Genomic DNA, 16192 nt, shown 5'->3' on the forward strand with positions numbered 1-16192 from the left:
CCACGGCGTCGAACGGGTTCACTTCCGCCTCCCCAGGGGGTCGACGGAAGACTCGTGCGTGGCTGCGCGACGCGCCACGACTGCCACCACGGCGAAGAACGCCACGGTCAGGAGGATGAAGGCCAGATCGGTCATGCCACCGGTCTATGCCCGACGGCGACCCGTGGCGGGGCTCCTTGACGGAACGTTGACGCCGGACGCGGCGACCCTGACAGCCTCCTGACGCCGGGCCCCGTCGGGTGTGTGACGCAGCTCTTCCCTGGCGCGGCCACGCGGCTCTGCGCCGTGTCAGCCGCCGTGTCAGCGCCGTGTCAGGGCCGTGTCCGCGGGCCCGGACAGCATCTGCGGCATGGACAACACACAGAGGTTCACCGCCGAGGCGGAACGCACACCAACCAACCGACTGGTCGAGCGACTGCTCGCAGACCGGCACTCCGTGCCGCTGTCGATCGCGCTCCACATCGTTCCCGGCGCCCTGATCGTCGCCGTCTACGCCTTCATCGCCGCACCGTTCACCCGGGCGATCGGCTACCCGCCCTTCCTCGCCTGGGCGATCGCCCTGACCGTGGTGCTCTACCCGGTTCTGTTCGGCCTGCTGTGGCTGGGCCGCCGGCGCACCGGCCGCTCCTCGCTGCGCGGGGTGCTGCACTACCTGGACAAGCCGTTCTCGCGCGGCAGGATCGCCCTGATCGGCATCGGCCTCCTGATCTACATGACCGTGGTGGCGCTCGCGCTCGTCCCGCTGGACAACCTCGTCTACGACGCGGCCTTCACCTGGATCCAGTACGAGGGTGCTGGCGGCTCCGCCACCACCTACCTCGACGGGTACTCCCAGCAGTCGCTGATCACCACCCTGCTGATCTGCCTGCCGTTCACCGGGTTCACACTGCCGCTGATCGAGGAGTTCTACTTCCGCGGGTTCCTGCTGCCCCGCCTCCCCCAGCTCGGCAGGTGGGCGCCGCTGTTCAACACGGTCCTGTTCTCGGTGTACCACCTCTGGGCGCCCTGGACCGTCCTGTCGAAGATCGTCTTCCTGTTCCCCGGCGTCTGGTTCGTCTGGCGCAAGCACGACATCCGGGCAACGATCTGGATGCACCCCGGATCAACGCTCGTCGGGACCGTCGGCGGCATCATCGCCCTCTCGATGGGGGCCATCTGATGACGACCTCAGCGATCGCGGTCTCCGGACTGCGCAAGGCGTTCAAGGACAAGGTCGTGCTCGACGGCATCGATCTCGAGGTCCCCGCGGGCACCATCTTCTCCCTGCTCGGCCCCAACGGGGCGGGCAAGACGACGACGGTGAACATCCTGACCACGCTGATGAAGGCCGACGGCGGCACGGCACGCGTCGCGGGCCACGACCTCGCGGCCGACGCCAAGGCGGTGCGCGCCGCGATCGGCGTCACCGGCCAGTTCGCAGCGGTGGACGAGCTGCTCACCGGCCAGGAGAACCTCCAGCTCATGGTGGACCTGAGCCCCGTGGGAGCCAAGGACGGCAAGCGGGTCGTCGCGGACCTGCTGGAGCGGTTCGACCTGGTCGAGTCGGCGCAGAAGCCCGCCTCGACCTACTCCGGGGGCGTGCGCCGCAAGCTCGACCTGGCCATGACGCTGGTCGGCGACCCGCAGATCATCTTCCTGGACGAGCCGACGACGGGCCTGGACCCCCGCAGCCGCCGCACGATGTGGTCGATCATCCGCGACCTGGTCGCCGACGGCGTGACCGTCTTCCTCACCACCCAGTACCTCGAGGAGGCCGACCAGCTCGCCGACCGGATCGCCGTGCTCGACCAGGGCCGCCTGGTCGCCCAGGGCACGCCCGACGAGCTCAAGCGACTCATCCCCGGGACGCACGTCCGGCTCCGGTTCGCCGGCGTCGCCCAGCTCGACGCGGCCGCGCTCCTCTTCCCCGACGCCACGCGGGACGACGACGCGCTCGCTCTGCGGGTGCCCAGCGACGGCGGCACGCGGTCGCTGCGGTCGCTGCTGGACCGGCTCGACGAGTACGCGCTCACCGCGGACGAGTTCTCCGTGCAGACCCCCGACCTCGACGACGTATTTCTCGCCCTGACGGGCCACACCACGGAGGCAGCGCGATGAGCACTCGGACACGGAACAACAAGCCCCACGCGATGGTGATGCTGCGCCGCAACTTCACGCACATCGCCCGGAACCCGACCTCGGTCTTCAACGCGGTCCTGATGCCGATCATCATCATGCTGATGTTCGTGTACATGTTCGGCGACGCGTTCGACGTCGGCGTCGACTACATCGACTACGCCACCCCCGGCCTGATGCTCCTGGCCGTCTGCTACGGCCTGGGGTCCACCGCGACGGCGGTGAACTCCGACATGACCAAGGGCATCATCAACCGGTTCAAGGTCATGGACGTCTCGCGCGGCGCGGTGCTGACCGGTCACGTCGTCGCCAGCGTGCTGACCAACGTGATCGCCATCGCCGCCCTCATCGGCGTCGCCTTCCTGCTGGGCTTCAGCCCGACGGCGGGCCCGCTCGACTGGCTCGGCGTCGTCGGCCTGGTCGTGCTGCTCGGCTTCGCTACCGGCTGGCTCACTGTCGCCCTGGGCCTGTTCGCGAAGTCTCCGGAGACGGCGGGCCTGGCCTCGGTGCCGCTGGTCATGCTGCCGTTCTTCAGCAGCGCGATAGTCCCCGCCGAGACGATGGGACCGGGCCTGCGGCAGTTCGCGGAGTACCAGCCCTTCACCCCGATCATCGAGACCGTGCGCGGGCTGCTCGCCGGCGCACCCGACACCGGCACCGCCGTCATCGCTGTCGCCTGGTGCCTCGGGATCGCGCTCGTCGGCTACCTGTGGGCGTCGTCGACGTTCACGAAGCGAGCGTGACCGCGACCAGCTCCTCCCAGCTCGTCTCAGCACCCTCCCGAGCCGCCTCGGCGAACCCCGCGTCGCCGAGGCGGCTCCGCGCTGCCTCCTCGATCCGAGCCAGGTCCGGGTCGGAACGGTCGGCCAGCCCGCGCACCGCGGCGCTCGCCGCGAGCAGCCGCGCGGCCTGAGCATGCTGGTCGCACCGCAGCGCCAGGTCCGCGACCCCGACCAGCGACTGCGCGAGCATGGGCGCGTACCCCGCCGCGGCGGCGGCCTGGTAGGCCGCCGCGCGATGCTCGCGGGCCTCGCCGAGATCCTCGGCGAGGTAGCCGAGCTGGTGGTGCGTCACCGAGTCGAGGTTCGCTGCCTTGTCGCCCAGCAGGGTCGTCGCGAGGCCGAGCTGTCGACGGGCCTCCTCGGCACCACCACCCCAGCGCGCGAGCTCCGCCTTCGCCAGCGCCACCTCCGCCAGCGCGTCCGGCCACGTGACCCGCTCCGCGAGGCGCTCCGCGTCCGCTATCGCGGTCGCGCTCGCGTCCTCGTCGCCGAGCAGCCAGCGCAGCCGCGCCTGTTGCGACCGCATCCGGATCACGTCCTCGACGGACCCGGCCTCGGTCACGACCACCGCGGCCTGCTCGTAGTAGTCGGCCGCGGCCGCGTACTGCCCGCGGGTGGCGATGCGGTCCGCCAGCTCGGTCAGGGCGAACGAGATCCCGAACCGCTCCCCGAGGGCCCGGAACTCGGCAAGTGCCTGCTCGAGGTGCGCGTCGGCTTCCCGCCCGGCGTGGCCCAGCATGACGCGCATCTTGCCGAGCTGCAGCCGGGCCAGCGCACGTGCCCAGGGGTCCTCGTTGTCCAGCACCGACTCCCACGCGCGGAGGGGATCGGACCCCTGGAGCATCTGCTCCAGCGGTCCGACCAGCCCCAGGAGGGGGTTGTGGGGCCCGTCGCGCAGGCTGAGCTCGTAGGCCTTGTGGATCCAGTCCGCAGCCTGGCGCTCGTCCGCGGCCCGTCCGGAGCTGGCGAACATCACGACGAGCGTGTACACGGCGGCCCGGGTCTCGTCGTCGACGTCGCCCTCGTCGGCGCCGGAGAGCTCGGCGGCCGCTGTGATCAGCTCCGAGCCCTCGGACTTGTGCCCGCTGAGCCACCAGTACCAGCCCGCGCCGGCCGCGAGCCGCATCGCGGCGTCCGCCTCGCCGGCCGCGAGCGCGCCGCGCATCGCCGCACTGATGTTGTCGTGCTCGGCGGCGAGCGTGGCGAGCCCCTGGAGCTGCTCGGCCCGGCGCAGACCCGGCTCCACGGTCGCGGCGAGCTCGGCGAAGTGCGCGAGGTGCGCCTGGCGGGCCAGCTCCGACTCTCCCGCCTCCGCGAGGCGTTGCGCGGCGTACTCCTTGATGGTGCCGAGCATCCGGTAGCGGGGGGCGCCGTCGGTGTCCGCGTCCGCGACGAGCAGCGACTTCTCGGCCAACGCCGTCAGCAGCTCGAGTACCTCCACCTGCTCGACGGCGTCGCCGGCGCAGACCCGTTCGGCCGCGTCCAGGCTCGCCCCGCCGGCGAACACGGACAGCCGGCGCAGGGCCGTGCGCTCGGCGTCGGTCAGCAGCTCCCAGCTCCAGTCGACCATCGCGCGCAGCGTCCGGTGCCGCGGCAGGGCGGTGCGGCTGCCGCCGGTCAGCAGCCGGAACCGGTCGTCGAGCCGGTCGGCGAGCTGGTCTACGGACATCGTGCGCAACCTGGTCGCGGCCAGCTCGATCGCCAGCGGCATCCCGTCCAGCGCCCGGCAGATGCGGGCCATCGTCGGCAGCGCGGCGACGTCGACCGCGAGACCCTGGCGCGCCGCGCCCGCCCGCTCCCGCAGCAGCCGGACGGCGGGCGCCGACGCGATCTCGTCGTGGCCGGCGGCCGCCCCCGGCACGGCCAGCGGCAGCACCGGCCACAGCGCCTCACCCGTGATGCCGAGCGGCTCCCTGCTCGTGGCCAGGACCCGCAGCCGCCGGCACTCCCCGAGCAGGCGATGAGCGAACGCCGCCGCCTGCTCGATCAGGTGCTCGCAATTGTCGAGGACCAGCAGCATCTCCCGGTCGCGGATCGCGGCGACGAGCCGCTCGGTCGGCCCCAGGTCGGGCCCTTCGCCGAGCAGCATGTCCCGCAGGCCGAGGCCGGCGAGCGTCGCCTGCGCCGCGTCCCCGTCGGCGCCGACGGCGGCCAGCTCGACGAGCCACGCGCCGTCCGGAAGGTCGCCGAGCAGGGTGCGTGCGGTCTCCGTGGCCAGCCGGGTCTTGCCGGCGCCGCCCGGCCCGATCAGGGTGGTCAGCCGGTGCTCCCCGACCAGACCGCGGACCGCTGCCACATCGGCGTCCTTGCCGACGTAGCTGGTCAGCTCCGCGCGCAGGTTGGTCTTCCGGCTCTCGTCGCGCCGTCCCACCTCGCCCCGCAGCAGCGCGACGTGCACGGCGGACAGCTCGGGTGACGGGTCGACGCCGAGCGCGTCGGCCAGGGCCTCCCTGGTGCGCTCGTACAGGAGCAACGCGTCGGCGTCGCGACCGGCCGCGGCAAGTGCACGCATCAGCGCGGCGACGAGCCGTTCCCGCATCGGGTGCTCCGCTACCAGGCCGGTCAGCTCCGTGACCAGGTCAGCGCCGTGGCCGAGGCTGATCTCCGCGTCGAACCGGTCCTCCATGACGTTCAGGCGCAGCCCGTCCAGCCGCGTGACCGCCGCGTCGAACGCCGCGCTGCCCTCCAGGCCGATGTCCTGCATGGCGGCGCCGCGCCAGAGCGCGAGGGCCTCACGCAGCATCTGCACCCGCCGCAGGCCTTCGACGTCCTGGGCCTGGCCGACGAGCCGCTCGAACCGCACAGCGTCGACGGCGTCGGGCGCCACCAGCAGCCGGTACCCGTTCGGCTGCCCCTCGACGGCCCCGTCGGGCAGGATCTTCCGCAGCCGGGAGACGAGGCGCTGGAGGGCGTTCGCCGCGTCCGACGGCGGGTTCTCGCCCCAGATCCAGTCGACGAGCGTCGCCTTCTGGACCGCGCGGCCCGGGTTGAGCGCGAGGGCGATCAGCAGCGCGCGCAGCCGCGCACCCGGCACATCGGCGACGACCCCATCGTCCAGACCCACTACGAATGGTCCGATCATCCTGATCTGCACCGCCAGATCTTGGCACACCCCCACCGCTCCGCACAGGGCCCACGTGGTCAGCCCGGCGTCTGCCGTCGTGCTCGACCGGGCCGTCAAGGTTGCGTGAACACCGGCCAGCACGCGTCACCCACATATACGGTGTCCGCGTGATGCAGCACCTCCGTGTGGTCAGCCCGTCCGCGGCCACGGCCGACGTCGTGGACCTGTTGCGGTCCAGTCCTGCCGCGATCAACGTCGTGGTTCTGCCCGAATGCGCGGTCGACCCGCCCGGCGACGTCGTCATGGCCGACGTCGCGCGCGAGGCGCTCAGCCCGGTTCTGGACCGGCTGACCGATCTGGGCCTGGACCGCAACGGCTCCATCGCCGTCGAGGCGGTGGACACCTCGCTGTCCCACCACGCCACGCGCGCGGAGGACGCCGCCCCCGGCCTCTCGGAGGACGCGCTCGTCTGGCACGAGGTGGTGGACCGCACCGAGTCGGAGTCGCGCGCCTCGCTGGGCTACCTCGCCCTCATGGCACTGGCCACGACCATCGGCATGATCGGCGTCCTGTTCGACCAGCCCATCCTGATCGTCGGCGCCATGGTGGTCGGCCCCGACTTCGGCCCGCTCGCCGCGATCTCGGTGGCGCTGGTCGGACGGCGCTGGCGCATCGCCGGACGGGCCCTTGCCACGCTGGGCGCCGGGTTCGCGGCCGGGTTCGCGGCGTCCGTCGTCATGGCCCTGCTGCTGCAGGCGTGGGGGCTGGCCGACCAGGCGACGCTGCTGGCCGACCGGCCGCTGACATCGTTCATCTGGGCGCCCGACGCCCTGAGCTGGGTGGTCGGCGTCCTCGCGGGGGCGGCCGGCATGATCTCGCTGACCACTGGCCGCTCCGGCGTCCTCGTGGGTGTCCTGATCTCCGTGACCACCGTCCCCGCCGTCGGCAACGCCGCGGTCGCGCTCGCGTACGGCGTCGGCGAGGAGGCCACCGGATCGCTGGCCCAGTTCGCCATCAACGTCGCCATGATCGTGGCGGGCGCCGTGCTGTGCCTCCTGATCCAGCGGACGTGGTGGCGTTTCCAGGGAAGGGTCGCTCCCGACCGGGCCAGAGTCGCAAGCGACCGGTAGTCTCGCCCGGCCCCTGCCTCAGCCCGCGGGGGGAAGTAGACGATCACGAGGTCGCTGGGCGAGTCCCGGCGCACGGAGCGCACGTACTTGAGCACCGGCCCGGCGCTCGCATCGTCGGCAGATGCACCTTGGAGACCAGCACGACGGCGTGCACCCCGGCTCGGCAGTGCACGGGCTGCCGAGACATCCCGCAGCGCGAGCTCCTCGCGCACCCGGTCGTAGTGCCTGAACACCGCGCCCATGAGGACGAACAGCGCCCCCATGGCAAGGAGCGTGATCCATGCACCGGGGTGAACTTGGTGATCAGCACGATGACCAGGACGACGCTGGTGAACGAGAACCCGATGGCGTTCACGACCCGGGAGCGCCGCATGCGGCTGCGCGCCGCGGCGTGGGGCTCCGTCCGCAGCTCGCGTGTCCAGTGCCGCAGCACCATGCCGAGCTGGGACAGCGTGAACGAGACGAACACGCCCACGATGTAGAGCTGGATGAGCCGGGTGGTCTCGGCGTCGAACGCGATGATCAGGACGATCGCGGCGACGGCGAGCACGATGATGCCGTTGGAGAACGCGAGCCGGTCGCCGCGCGTGTGCAGCTTGCGCGGCAGGTAGCCGTCGCGGCCCAGGATCGAGCCCAGCACGGGGAACCCGTTGAACGCGGTGTTCGCGGCCAGGACCAGGATCAGCCCCGTGACCGCGGACACGACGTAGAGCGCGGGCGGGAACCCGGAGAAGACCGCCCCGGCGAGCTGGCCCATCACGGGGATCGTGACTTGGGCTTGCGGAACGCGGGCAGGCCGTTATTGATGGCCTCGATGCCGGTCAGGGCGGCGCTCCCGGACGCGAAAGCCCGGGCTGGCACATCCGTACAACCTCGAAGAATGCCTGCACCGGGTCGTACCTCGCGAAGGCGCCGGGTTCGCCAGTGGCCCTACGTGGCTCGCGCGGCACTCTGCGCGTGGACCCAGCGGGCGATCGTCTCGATCACGCGTTCGTCCAGGTGCTGAGGCGGCAGATAACCGGCGGGCGAGGACGGCTCGGCGCCCGGGAGGAACAGGTGGTCGTCCTCGGGGAGCACCTGGATCATCACGTCGTCGCGGTCGGCGAGGCCGTGCCGCCAGCGGTCGAGGTCGTCCTCGACGGTGACCTGGTAGTCCCGTCCGCCCTGAAGCAGGAGCATGGGCAGGCCGACGCTCCGGGCGGCGTCCACCGGGTCATAGGCCTGCATGTCCCGCCAGAACGACGCGGGCAGGCCGAACGGGAGGCGCGCGGCGGGTGTGTCCCCGCTCAGGCGTGGATCGGCGGCACGGTGCGCCTGGCGTGCGGTGCGCCAGGCGTCGAGGCGCCGGACGCCGGAGCCCGGGATGCCGGCGAGGTAACGAGTGACGCGGATCGCGGCGTCGGGCATCGGGGAGGCGTCGGCGGCTAAGAGCACCAGGCCCGCGACGCTCGGCCCGGCGTCGTCCGGCAGCGCCAGGGCGACCCGCGGCGTGACCTTTCCGCCCAGGCTGTGGCCGGCCAGGACGATGCGCGCAGGGTCGAGGCGCGAGTCCCGCCGCAGCAGGGCGACCGCGTGCGCGACGGCGGGTAGATAGTCGTCGGTCGCGACGGCGCCGTCGCGCTGGGTTCGTTCCGGGTCGGCATGGCTGGGGTTGTCGTACCGGAGCGTGGCGACGCCGCGCGCGGCCAGGCCCCAGGCCAGGTCGCGGCCGATCTTGTTGGCACCCATCGTCATGTCCCGATCGATCGGACCCATGCCGGAGAGCAGTACGACGGCGGGCACGGGGCCGCGCCGCCCGGTGCCGGGGGTCCGGCCATCGCCCTGCACGTCCATCCGCGGGACGGTGAGCGTGCCGTCCACGGCGTCCTCGCCCTCGCCGAGCGTGACGCCCTCCTCGACGAGGAGCTCCGGATCCGCGTACGAGGGCGGCTCCCAGGCAGGGACCGCCGGCACCACGAGCAGGCCGAGCAGCTCCCCGTCCGCACCGACCGTTGCGGTGGCGTCGAGCCTGGGGCCAGGTGTCTCGCAGTCGAACCGGACGACGGTGCGAGGACCGTCCGCGCCGTCGTGAACCTCGGTGCCGACGACCCGCCATCCGGTCATCCCGCCGTGCGCCTCCACCTGCTGGCGCCAGCCCGAGCGCAGCTGCCGGACGGAGACCTTCCGCCGCACGGCCGGGGCGAAGGCCCGGTGCACCTCGCGGACGCGGCCACCCGCCAGGAGCCGAAGCGCTCCGTCCGCCATCTCGACGGGAGTCATTGTTCTCATACTTGAGAATATTAGCGCGGATGCGATCATGGGGCCATGACGAGCGCGGACCTGATCGTGCACCCCGTGCGCCTGCGGATGATCAACGCGTTCGGCGGCGGGCGCGAGCTGACCACCGCCCAGCTGTGCGCCGCCCTGCCCGACGTGTCCAAGGCCACCGTCTACCGTCAGGTCGGGCTGCTGGTGGAGGGCGGGCTGCTCCAGGTGGTCGGCGAGCGACGGACCCGCGGAGCGGTCGAGCGCACGTTCCGGCTCATGCCCGAGCGCGCCTCGATCAGCGCCGACGCCGCCGGGGCGGCCACGCTCGACGATCACCGCACCACCTTCGGCGTGGCGATGACGGCCTTGCTCGCGGAGTTCGGCGCCTACCTCGACCGGCCCGACGCCGAACCGCTCCGCGACCTCGTGGGATACCGGCAGCACGCGGTATGGCTGTCGCCCCGCGAGGCCGAGGACCTGATCGTCCGGATGCGCGAGGCCATCACACCGGTCCTGCGCAACGCGCCCGGCACGGCACCCGACGGGGAGCGTGCGCGATACGTGCTCAGCCCTGTGCTGTTCCCAGCGGGCGGCGAGTGAACCACTGGAAGGGCTGGACCCGGATCGAACAGGTGCCGCCCCGGTAAGCCCGAGCCGCACCTGGCGGCGGCCGGTGGCGCGGGTCACAGGTGCTGGGGCGTTAAGGAACCGTCAAGGGCCGCGTCGACGGCGGCGTGGGGGGCTTGTAATGACTGACGTGACTGTCTCCGCGCCCCCTGCCGCGCCTTCTCCTGCCCCTCCGTCCAGGCTCCGGTCGTGGCTCCTGGCGGGGCAGGAGCTCCGGGCGGACCGGCTCGGGGCCTACGCCCAGGATCGGCCCCCGGAGAAGGTGCACTCCTGGTGGAAGGTGATGTGCCTGACCGGCGTCGACTACTTCTCGACGCTGGGATACCAGCCCGGGATCGCGGCCCTGGCGGCCGGGGTCCTGTCCCCGATAGCGACCCTGGTGCTGGTCGCGCTCACCCTGCTCGGCGCGCTGCCCGTGTACCGCAGGGTCGCCCAGGAGAGCCCGCACGGGCAGGGCTCGATCGCGATGCTCGAACGCCTGCTGACCTTCTGGCGGGGCAAGCTGTTCGTCCTGGTCCTGCTCGGCTTCGCCGCCACCGACTTCGTCATCACCATCACGCTGTCGGCGGCCGACGCCGCGGAGCACGCCGTGGAGAACCCGGCCGTGGCGGACCTGCTGCACGGCGGCAACATGTGGATCACGCTCGGCCTGATCGCGCTGCTCGGCGTCGTGTTCCTGGTCGGGTTCACCGAGGCGATCGGCATCGCCGTCGTCCTGGTCGGGGTGTATCTCCTGCTCAACGTGGTGACCATCGCGGTGTCGTTCGTCCACGTCTTCACCGAGCCCCAGGTGGTCACCGACTGGTCGACCGCAATGGTGGCCCAGCACGGCAACCCGGTGATGATCGTCGCGCTCGCGCTGCTCATCTTCCCCAAGCTCGCGCTGGGCATGTCCGGGTTCGAGACGGGCGTCGCCGTGATGTCCCACGTCAAGGGCGACCCCACCGACACTCCCGACCGCCCGGCGGGCCGGATCCGCAACACCAAGAAGCTGCTCACCGCCGCCGCTGTCACCATGAGCTGCTTCCTGGTGACCAGCAGCCTGGTCACCACCTGGCTCATCCCCCAGGAGGAGTTCGCCGACGGCGGCGCCGCGTCGGGCCGGGCGCTCGCCTACCTCGCCCACTCCTACCTCGGCCCGGCGTTCGGCACGGTGTACGACCTGGCGACGATCGCGATCCTGTGGTTCGCCGGCGCCTCGGCCATGGCCGGCCTGCTCAACCTGATCCCGCGCTACCTGCCCCGCTACGGTATGGCGCCCGAGTGGGCCGCGGCGGCCCGGCCGCTCGTGCTGGTCATCACCGCCATCGCGTTCCTCGTGACGTGGATCTTCGACGCCGACGTCAACGCCCAGGGCGGTGCGTACGCCACCGGCGTCCTGGTCCTGTTCTCCTCGGCCTGCGTCGCGGTCACGCTCGCGGCCCGCAAGGCCGGACAGCGCCGGCTCGCCGTCGCCTTCGGCGTGATCACCCTGATCTTCTTCTACACCACCGCGCTCAATGTCTTCGAGCGGCCGGACGGCGTGAAGATCGGCGCCGTCTTCATCCTCGTGATCGTCCTCGTCTCGCTGGTCTCGCGCCTGAAGAGGTCGTTCGAGCTGCGGACCACCGACATCGCGCTCGATCACCGGGCCCAGATGTTCGTCCGGGAGTGCGCCCGGCGCCACGTCCGGCTGGTCGCCAACGAGCCTGACGCCGGCGACATCAACGAGTACCAGGAGAAGGCCAACCAGATCGCCACCGACAACGATCTTCCGACGTCCGACGACATCATCTTTGTCGAGGTCACGCTCACCGACCCGTCCGACTTCGAGTCCGTGATCGAGGCCAAGGGCGTCGTGCGCCCAGGCGGGTACCGCGCCATCATGCTGGAGGCCCCCAGCGTCGCCAACGCGCTGGCCGCACTCCTGCTGCACATCCGCGACGTGACCGGCGTCCCGCCCCACATCTACTACGAGTGGACCGAGGGCAACCCCATCTCCAACCTGCTGCGGTTCCTGCTCTTCGGCGCGGGCGAGGTCGCACCCGTCACCCGCGAGATCCTGCGGCGCGCCGAGCCGGACCGCGCCAAGCGCCCCCACGTCCACGCGGGCTGACTCCCGCCGGCCGACACCCACCGCCGAGGTAGTCATCTGGCGAGGTGGTCGTGCAGCGAGATAGACAGCCAGCGAGGTGGCCGCGCAGCGGCCCGCGCATGAGTGCTGAACGACTACCTCGCTGGCTGACTACCTCGCTGCACGACTACCTCGGCAGGGTGGGGTCGGCGGCTGCTACCGCGCGGGCTACCTCGATCGGGGTCGGCTGGTCGCCGTTGGAGAGCACGGACAGCGCCACGTGGTCGGCGCCCGCCGAAAGGTGTGCGCGCACCGCGGCGATGATCGCCTCGGCATCGCCGGTGGTCGCTATCGCATCGACGAGCTCGTCGCTCAGGCCGGCGATGTCGTCGTCGCCGAAGCCCATACGGCGCACGTTCGCCGCATAGCCTCCGACGCCCAGCAGGAAGCCCAGGGTGGCGCGCAGGGTCTGCCGGGCGCGGTCGACGTCGGTGTCGAGGACCGCCAGCTGGTGCACCACCAGCGTTGCGTCCGGGCCGAGGACCTCCCGGGCCCACGCCGTGTGCTCGGGTGTCACCAGCATCATGATGGCGCCCGCCGAGCGCTCCCGCGCGAGCTCCAGCTTGCGGGGACCGAGCGCCGCGATCAGCCGCCGGCCGGCGGGTACCCGGGCGTCCGCGGCATCGAGCTCGTCCAGGAACTCGCGCATGCCGGCGATCGGCCGGGCCGCCCGCTGGGAAGCGCCGAAGCCCGCGACCAGCCGTTCCGCCTCGCCGTCGTCCAGCAGGTCGACGAGACGGACGACGTCCGCGACGCCATGGACGTCCAGCGGGATGATCCCTGGGGCGACCGCCACCTTCTTCGTCGCGCGCAGCAGCTCGACCAGCGGCTCCAGCGACTCGAGCTGGCCGCCGGGCAACCACAGCGTGGAGAAGCCGAGCTGTTCGGCCTCCGCGGCCTGTTCGATGTGTGCCCGGTCGTCGGCCACGTTGAGGACCAGCCCCATCGACCCCAGCTCGAACTCGCTCACCAGCAGCTCCCGTCGCAGATCGGCGCCCCCACGGGCCCCCTGTCCACGCGAACGCTAGAACCTCAACCGCCCTTGAGGTCAAGGACGGAACACGAAAGTGCGCCTCTACTCAGCGATCAGGCCCAAAGCCCGTGAGAGGTTCGGGCCGAATCGCTGAGTAGAAGCGCATTACGGGTTCTGGCTGCGACTCAGAAGTCGAAGAGGTCCTCCAGGAAGGACTCCTTGCGCTTCTTCTTGTACCGGGGGTCGTGCCGGCGGTCGCCGTACGAGTCGTACCGGCGGTCGTCGTCGTATCGGCGGTCGCGGTCGTAGCGGCGGTCGTCGTCGCGCCGCCGGTCGTCGTAGCGGCGGTCGTCGTACCGCGGGTCGTAGGCCGGCTGCGGGGAGCCGTAGGCAGGGCCGGCATGCACGGGGTTCGACACCGGCGGCGCGGCCGGGGCCGGGGCGGGCGGCGCGACCGGTGCCGGCGGCGTCATCGGCCGGTTCTCGGCGGCGATCTCGTTCTCGACCGAGCGGTCGATGACCTTGTCGAGCTCACCGCGGTCGAGCCACACGCCGCGGCACGTGGGGCAGTAGTCGATCTCGATCCCCTTGCGCTCGGACATGACGAGCGTGGTCTGGTCGATAGGGCACAGCATCGTGAGTGGTCTCCTTGCGGTCGTCATCAGCCGGTGGACCAACGGACGGGCCGGGCCGGCGGTTCCTCGGCCGCCCGAACCCGCGGACGGTCCCACGCTCTCACGGGTCACCGGATCGCCCAAGAGAGCCCGGCGCCGTATCACCTGGCAGCGGGCGACTGGCGGAGGCCCTGACATGTGAGAGAGTTTCACCAGCAGGGGTGACACCCGGCGAACCTGTCCGGAGGTGCAAGGGACCGATGACCGTCCTCGTGGCGTACAACGAGTCACCCCAGGGTGAGGCCGCGATGCGTGCCGCCGTCGGCGAGGCCGTGCGGCGCAAGCAGGACCTGGCAGTGCTCGTGCTGACGCCGCAGGTGGGTACCGGTGTCCCCGCCACGCTGGCGCACCTGCTCGACTCGGTCCCGAACACCGTCTCGATCGCACCGATCGCCTTCCGCGCCGAGGAGGCCGACGTCGCCGACGCGATAGTCGACCGGGCCGAGGCCGTCTCCGCGGCCCTCGTGGTCATCGGCTCGCGCAAGCACTCCACGGTCGGCACGTTCCTCGTGGGGGCGACGACGCAGCAGGTGCTCCTCGACTCCCCCGCCCCGGTCCTGGTGGTCAAGGCCACCTACGCCTGACCCACCCAAACCCCTTGGTTGTGGGCGCGACCGTTGCGCCTCAACCGGGCAGGTCGTCGCAACCGTTCCGCCCACAACCCTTACTTGACGGCGCCGGACGTGATGCCCGAGATGATCTTGCGCTGGGCGACGATGAACACGACCAGCAGCGGCAGGCTCATCAGCACCACGTAGGCGAAGATCAGGTGCCAGTTGTCGAGGTACAGCCCGGCGCTGGCCACCTGGAAGAGGTTCAACGGCAGGGTGTCCAGCCGCCCGCCGACCACGAAGAACGCGTAGAAGACGTCGTTCCACACGTACAGGCAGATCAGGATCGTCGCCGTCGAGAGCACCGGCGCGAGCAGCGGCAGGATGATCCTGCCGAAGACGCGCAGCGGCCCCGCCCCGTCGACCCGCGCCGCCTCTTCGAGCTCGACCGGGATCGTGCGGATGAATCCGGTCACGAAGAAGATGACCGTCGACATGTACATGCCCATGTAGACGCCGATCATCCCGATGGCCGTTCCCGCGAGGCCGAGCTGGCGCAGCAGGAGCACGACGGTCACGACGGCGGGCGGCAGCACGATCCCGCTGATGGCCAGGGCGTAGAGCACCGCCATGAGGCGGGAGCTGCGGCGCGCCAGGACCCACGAGGCCAGCGACCCGAGCGCGAGCACCCCGATGACGGCCGGGACCATGATCAGCAGGCTGCCGAAGAACGCAGCGGGCACGCGGCCCTGGTCCCAGACGGCCGCGAAGTTCTCGGCGTACTGCCACGTCGTGGGCAGGGACAGGTCGGGGTTGAGGGCCTCGCCCTGGGTCTTCCCCGCGGTGACGACGACGATCCACAGCGGCATGCCGATGAGCAGGACGACGGCGAGGATCGCCACCACCGGCTGGACCCGGCGCCACGTTCCGAGCTTGGTGTTCACAGGACGTCCTCTCGCTTGCGCAGGGTTCGGATGACGGGGAACGCGAGGGCGACCACGACGACGAAGAGCACGAGGCTCATGGTCGTGGCCTGCGCGAACAGGCCCTGCCCGAACGTGCGGAAGATGAAGATGTTGAGCAGTTCGGTAGTGCGCGCCGGCCCGCCGCCGGTGGTGGCCTGGACGATGTCGAACCCGTTCATCGAGCCGAGCAGGGCGGTCGCGACGTTGAAGGTCAGCGCGGGCGCGAGCAGGGGGAACCGGATGTCGCGGAACGTGGTCCAGGCGGAGGCGCCGTCGAGCCGGGCGGCCTCCAGCACGTCCTCGCTGATGGTCTTCAGGCCCGCGAGGTAGATGAGCATGGACAGGCCCATCCACTTCCAGGAGTGGATCAGCGCGACCACCAGCAGGGTCCAGGTGGTGTCGCCCAGCCACGGGATCGTGACCGGGTGGCCGACGAGGGCACCGAGGATCGCGTTGGCGGCGCCGTCCGGCTTGAGGATCGCCTGGAACACGTAGCCGGCGGCGAGCGCCGACATGACGACAGGGATGAAGAACATCACCCGGGCGAACCGGTTGATCTTGGTGTCGCGTTCGAGGAGGAGCGCGAGCAGCAGCCCGAACAGGTTCTGGAAGACCGCCACCAGGACGGCGTAGATCAGGGTGACGCGCAGCGACGCCAGGAGGGTGCCGCTCGTGATGAGGTCCTGGAAGTTCTGCAGCCCGACGAACCCGATCTCGCTCTTGAAGCTCGACCAGTCGGTGAGCGAGTAGACGAAGTTGAAGACCGTGGGCAGGAAGAAGAACACCCCGAGAACCGCGAACGCCGGGATGAGGAACCGGGCCGGGTGGCTGGCGCGGTGCCGGTGGTTGGTGCGCGCCGTCGGCCGGCGCGACGCGGATGGTCTCGCGGGCGGTATCGGTGCTCTGGCGGTGGTCTGTGCGGTCACGTTCAGTCCTCGGACGGGGTGCCGG

At 71.3% G+C, this 16192-nt stretch carries 13 protein-coding genes and 1 pseudogene; 7 read left to right on the forward strand and 7 right to left on the reverse strand.

Features of this window, described 5'->3' with window-relative positions; genetic code table 11:
* Positions 1-349: 349 nt before the first annotated feature.
* From ACFT2C_RS24760 to ACFT2C_RS24770, 3 genes are read left to right on the forward strand one after another with little or no spacing between them, the layout of a single operon-like run.
* Complete coding sequence (locus ACFT2C_RS24760) at positions 350-1159, forward strand: type II CAAX prenyl endopeptidase Rce1 family protein (protein ID WP_377209747.1); 810 nt, start codon at positions 350-352, stop codon at positions 1157-1159.
* Positions 1159-2097 carry an ATP-binding cassette domain-containing protein gene (locus ACFT2C_RS24765; RefSeq protein ID WP_377209748.1) on the forward strand — a complete coding sequence of 313 codons (939 nt, stop codon included), beginning with the start codon at positions 1159-1161 and terminating at the stop codon, positions 2095-2097. The genes ACFT2C_RS24760 and ACFT2C_RS24765 overlap by 1 nt, the downstream gene beginning before the upstream one ends.
* The gene (locus ACFT2C_RS24770; protein ID WP_377209749.1) at positions 2094-2858 is read left to right on the forward strand and encodes an ABC transporter permease; all 765 of its coding nucleotides are present in this window, start codon (positions 2094-2096) and stop codon (positions 2856-2858) included. The genes ACFT2C_RS24765 and ACFT2C_RS24770 overlap by 4 nt, the downstream gene beginning before the upstream one ends.
* Here ACFT2C_RS24770 and ACFT2C_RS24775 read toward each other — a convergent pair.
* Positions 2842-5991: a BTAD domain-containing putative transcriptional regulator gene (locus tag ACFT2C_RS24775; RefSeq protein ID WP_377209750.1), complete on the reverse strand. Its 3150-nt coding sequence runs from the start codon at positions 5989-5991 to the stop codon at positions 2842-2844. The genes ACFT2C_RS24770 and ACFT2C_RS24775 overlap by 17 nt on opposite strands.
* Positions 5992-6131: 140 nt before the next feature.
* Between ACFT2C_RS24775 and ACFT2C_RS24780 the strand changes: the two genes are divergently transcribed.
* Complete coding sequence (locus ACFT2C_RS24780; RefSeq protein ID WP_377209759.1) at positions 6132-7091, forward strand: DUF389 domain-containing protein; 960 nt, start codon at positions 6132-6134, stop codon at positions 7089-7091.
* Between the two features lie 29 nt (positions 7092-7120).
* Here the strand turns inward: ACFT2C_RS24780 and ACFT2C_RS24785 are convergent.
* Positions 7121-7943, reverse strand: a pseudogene (locus tag ACFT2C_RS24785) (amino acid permease); the annotation flags it as partial.
* A gap of 78 nt (positions 7944-8021) precedes the next feature.
* Entirely contained in the window at positions 8022-9350 is a 1329-nt protein-coding gene (locus ACFT2C_RS24790; protein WP_377209751.1) for an alpha/beta hydrolase family protein, read from the reverse strand.
* A 45-nt stretch (positions 9351-9395) separates the two neighbouring features.
* On the opposite strand from ACFT2C_RS24790, the gene ACFT2C_RS24795 reads away from it, so the two are divergent.
* Positions 9396-9938, forward strand: a complete 543-nt coding sequence (locus tag ACFT2C_RS24795) for a helix-turn-helix domain-containing protein (protein WP_377209752.1) — start codon at positions 9396-9398, stop codon at positions 9936-9938.
* A 148-nt stretch (positions 9939-10086) separates the two neighbouring features.
* A complete protein-coding gene (locus ACFT2C_RS24800) occupies positions 10087-12060 on the forward strand; it encodes an amino acid transporter (RefSeq protein WP_377209753.1) in 1974 nt (657 codons plus the stop codon).
* Between the two features lie 145 nt (positions 12061-12205).
* On the opposite strand, the gene ACFT2C_RS24805 is transcribed toward ACFT2C_RS24800, so the two are convergent.
* A complete protein-coding gene (locus ACFT2C_RS24805; protein WP_377209754.1) occupies positions 12206-13048 on the reverse strand; it encodes a TIGR03620 family F420-dependent LLM class oxidoreductase in 843 nt (280 codons plus the stop codon).
* 188 nt (positions 13049-13236) lie between these two features.
* Positions 13237-13686 (reverse strand): zf-TFIIB domain-containing protein, encoded by a 450-nt coding sequence (locus tag ACFT2C_RS24810; protein WP_377209755.1) that lies wholly within the window; start codon positions 13684-13686, stop codon positions 13237-13239.
* Positions 13687-13925: 239 nt separating this feature from the next.
* On the opposite strand from ACFT2C_RS24810, the gene ACFT2C_RS24815 reads away from it, so the two are divergent.
* On the forward strand, positions 13926-14309 hold the full coding sequence (locus ACFT2C_RS24815) for a universal stress protein (protein WP_377209756.1): 384 nt from the start codon (positions 13926-13928) through the stop codon (positions 14307-14309).
* 80 nt (positions 14310-14389) lie between these two features.
* Here the strand turns inward: ACFT2C_RS24815 and ACFT2C_RS24820 are convergent, their stop codons facing one another.
* Both ACFT2C_RS24820 and ACFT2C_RS24825 read right to left on the reverse strand, forming a co-directional pair.
* Positions 14390-15220, reverse strand: coding sequence for a carbohydrate ABC transporter permease (locus ACFT2C_RS24820; RefSeq protein WP_377209757.1), 831 nt, complete (start codon positions 15218-15220; stop codon positions 14390-14392).
* Positions 15217-16167 carry a carbohydrate ABC transporter permease gene (locus tag ACFT2C_RS24825; protein ID WP_377209760.1) on the reverse strand — a complete coding sequence of 317 codons (951 nt, stop codon included), beginning with the start codon at positions 16165-16167 and terminating at the stop codon, positions 15217-15219. The genes ACFT2C_RS24820 and ACFT2C_RS24825 overlap by 4 nt, the downstream gene beginning before the upstream one ends.
* Positions 16168-16192: the final 25 nt, after the last annotated feature.

Origin of the sequence: Promicromonospora sp. NPDC057138, assembly GCF_042670845.1 — a bacterium.
Classification (GTDB): Bacteria; Actinomycetota; Actinomycetes; order Actinomycetales; family Cellulomonadaceae; genus Promicromonospora.

Bases quoted from the DNA above. Each gene is read 5' to 3' on its own strand.
- ACFT2C_RS24815 (WP_377209756.1), top strand. From the start codon at position 13,926: ATGACCGTCCTCGTGGCGTACAACGAGTCACCCCAGGGTGAGGCCGCG.
- ACFT2C_RS24810 (WP_377209755.1), bottom strand. From the start codon at position 13,686: ATGCTGTGCCCTATCGACCAGACCACGCTCGTCATGTCCGAGCGCAAG.
- ACFT2C_RS24760 (WP_377209747.1), top strand. From the start codon at position 350: ATGGACAACACACAGAGGTTCACCGCCGAGGCGGAACGCACACCAACC.
- ACFT2C_RS24790 (WP_377209751.1), bottom strand. From the start codon at position 9,350: ATGACTCCCGTCGAGATGGCGGACGGAGCGCTTCGGCTCCTGGCGGGT.
- ACFT2C_RS24770 (WP_377209749.1), top strand. From the start codon at position 2,094: ATGAGCACTCGGACACGGAACAACAAGCCCCACGCGATGGTGATGCTG.
- ACFT2C_RS24795 (WP_377209752.1), top strand. From the start codon at position 9,396: ATGACGAGCGCGGACCTGATCGTGCACCCCGTGCGCCTGCGGATGATC.
- ACFT2C_RS24800 (WP_377209753.1), top strand. From the start codon at position 10,087: ATGACTGACGTGACTGTCTCCGCGCCCCCTGCCGCGCCTTCTCCTGCC.
- ACFT2C_RS24765 (WP_377209748.1), top strand. From the start codon at position 1,159: ATGACGACCTCAGCGATCGCGGTCTCCGGACTGCGCAAGGCGTTCAAG.
- ACFT2C_RS24780 (WP_377209759.1), top strand. From the start codon at position 6,132: ATGCAGCACCTCCGTGTGGTCAGCCCGTCCGCGGCCACGGCCGACGTC.